Genomic DNA, 2,354 nt, shown 5'->3' with positions numbered 1-2,354 from the left:
ACCTCAACAACATCCTGGAAGGCGACCATGGTCGACTGAAGCGGACCCTCGGGCCGAAAGTCGCGCTTAAGAACCGGACATCTGCACATCGGACGTTGAAAGGGATGGAAGCGATGCACTCATTACGGAAAGGGCAAGGCACGATGTTTGCCCTCACGGGCAACCGAACCCGGACGCGGTGATCGTCAATCGAGTCTTCGAGACGGCCTAACAACGCCCACACGCAGCGGTCATCAGGGGATGAGAAACTGAGTCTTCGCTGCTCTCCGCCCAACTTTGCAACAGCACCCTCCAAGAACGATTCAAGGGCCTGGCCCCGATGCAGTATCGGAACCAGGCCCCCGCAAAGACCCTAACCATTTAGAATTAACCCAGTCCAGAAAATGGGGGTCAGTTCACTCGGGATGGGCTTATTAGAGGCCGAAGGCGCCGCCGCTGATGAGGATGAAGATGCCCAGGCCGATCAGGACGATCGGGAACAGCACGTGCTCCCAGCGCTCAAGGACTTCTGCGATGGGCGGGCGGGTGGCCACGAACTTTGCCAGCAGGACCAGGCCTGCCACCAGGACGAGGAAAACGATGCAGTAGATGATGACGTCGGCAGTGTCCACGTTGAGGAAGACCGGAACGTAGACGCCGATATTGTCGCCACCGTTGGCAAACGTCACACCGGCGACGGTCATCACACCCACCTTTTTCCCGGCGATCTTCGCATCATCATCGTCGTCATCATCGCTTCGCCAAGCCTGCCAGGCCGCCCATAGTCCCAGGGCCAGGGGAATTAGTCCGAAGTACGGGATCGCCTCAGCAGGTAGGAATGCTCCTGCCCCCAGCATGACCAGGACTGCGGCCGCGAGGATGCCCATGAAGCCGAGGTACTGCCCAGCCAGAATCCGAAGCGTGGTCCCTTTTTGCCCCGCCCCGCGGGCAAAAAACAGCGAGAGCACAATGATGTCGTCGATATTGGTGGCGATAAACAGACCAATCGCCGACAGTAGACCGGTTACCACTACGCACTCTCCTGTCCAGTGACACACCCAGGTACGGCGCATCCGGCGTCGATGCATTCGACGTTGTCATCGACGGCCAGGGTGGTATCCAGCAACGCGTTCAACGCCTGCGCCAGATGAGCATCAACGATCTCGTAGCGGGTCTGTCGCCCCTGCGGTTCGGCGACAACAATTCCGCAGTCCCTCAGGCAAGCGAGATGGTTCGACACGTTCGAGCGCGTCAGTTCCAGATCCTGGGCGAGAGCGGCCGGGTAGGCCGGTCCCTCCAGCAGCGCCAGGAGAATGCGGGAACGAGTCGGATCCGCCATGGCCCGACCCAACCGGTTCATCACGTCTAGTCGAGAAGCAATAGTCAGCATGTGCTGAACTATACAGTTGTTGCTGAACTAACTTCAACATGGGATGGCGTTGTTGCTAGAGGTCGTCTGCACTTTCAGGCTGAGGCCTTCACTGCGCAGGAAGGAAGCGGCCGCCTAGTTGGCGGTGTTCCCGACGTGATTTAAAGGTGAGGGCTATTGCCGGCAGCTTCCGGCCCAGGCCAGTGGCGGCCCACGTACCGATCAGGGTGTCCCACTTCCAAGGAAGTGAGACACCCTTAATGAAACCAATTGAAAATACACAGCCCCAGGAGAGGACTGTTCCACAAGCTATTCCAACGAATTGACTCGCAAAACCTGCTGCAGAATAGACTTCCGGCACGCTGTGGGTCATGGATATTGGTAACGCCCGGGTTTCCACCGCAAAACAAGACCTCGACCGTCAGATCGACGCGCTCCGTAAAGAAGATGTTGCGGATAAATACATCTACGTCGACAAGAAATCCGGATCCACCACGAATCGGCCCGGACTCCAGCAAGCCCGCGCGGGAGATGTCATTGTCGTCCACACCCTCGACCGGCTGGGCCGCACCGTCCGTGACACTCTCAACCTGATCCATGACCTTCAGGAGCGTGGGGTAGGGGTGCGCACCTTGACTGATCCCATCAAGGTCAATTCCTCGAATCGGTGCTGTTGCAAAGTTGGGGCAGTAGGAAGAGCGACGTGAAATAGTCACAGCCATGGGTATCTTCTCCGGTCGTCATTTCCCCGTGACATCATTCTGTGGGCAGTGCGGTGGTACTGCCACTACGGGGTGAGCTACCGCGATCTGGAGGAAATGATGACCGCGCGGGGCGTGCCAATCGATCAAACCACGATCTACCGCTGGGGCCAGAAATACGCCCCTGAGCTCGACAAGCAAACACGGTGGTACCGACACGTTACCTGACTGGCAGGCCAGTTCCTGGCGGGCGGATGAGATCTATATCCGAGTCGGCGGCAGGTGGTGCTACCTCTATCGGGCGA

The 2,354-nt window shown here is 58.4% G+C and carries 3 protein-coding genes and 2 pseudogenes; 3 read left to right on the top strand and 2 right to left on the bottom strand.

The window, feature by feature from the left end; all coding sequences use genetic code 11:
• Positions 1 to 182, top strand: a 182-nt coding sequence (locus HMPREF0307_RS12590; RefSeq protein ID WP_369799441.1) for a DDE-type integrase/transposase/recombinase, incomplete at its 5' end; no start/stop codon positions are given.
• Between the two features lie 231 nt (positions 183 to 413).
• Here the strand turns inward: HMPREF0307_RS12590 and HMPREF0307_RS08155 are convergent.
• Together HMPREF0307_RS08155 and HMPREF0307_RS08150 are read right to left on the bottom strand one after the other, a co-directional pair.
• On the bottom strand, positions 414 to 1,052 hold the full coding sequence (locus HMPREF0307_RS08155; RefSeq protein ID WP_197418401.1) for a cadmium resistance transporter: 639 nt from the start codon (positions 1,050 to 1,052) through the stop codon (positions 414 to 416).
• Complete coding sequence (locus HMPREF0307_RS08150; RefSeq protein ID WP_035106074.1) at positions 1,010 to 1,369, bottom strand: Cd(II)/Pb(II)-sensing metalloregulatory transcriptional regulator CmtR; 360 nt, start codon at positions 1,367 to 1,369, stop codon at positions 1,010 to 1,012. Before HMPREF0307_RS08150 ends, HMPREF0307_RS08155 begins: the two co-directional genes overlap by 43 nt.
• Positions 1,370 to 1,719: 350 nt before the next feature.
• Between HMPREF0307_RS08150 and HMPREF0307_RS12585 the strand changes: the two are divergent.
• Both HMPREF0307_RS12585 and HMPREF0307_RS12580 read left to right on the top strand, forming a co-directional pair.
• Positions 1,720 to 2,013: pseudogene (locus HMPREF0307_RS12585) on the top strand (recombinase family protein); the annotation flags it as partial.
• Between the two features lie 55 nt (positions 2,014 to 2,068).
• Positions 2,069 to 2,354, top strand: a pseudogene (locus tag HMPREF0307_RS12580) (transposase); the annotation flags it as partial.

Origin of the sequence: Corynebacterium sp. DNF00584, assembly GCF_001552965.1 — a bacterium.
Lineage (GTDB): Bacteria > Actinomycetota > Actinomycetes > Mycobacteriales > Mycobacteriaceae > Corynebacterium > Corynebacterium phoceense.
The sequence above is the reverse complement of the archived record's forward strand: the minus strand, read 5'-3'. Positions and strand labels throughout refer to the sequence as shown.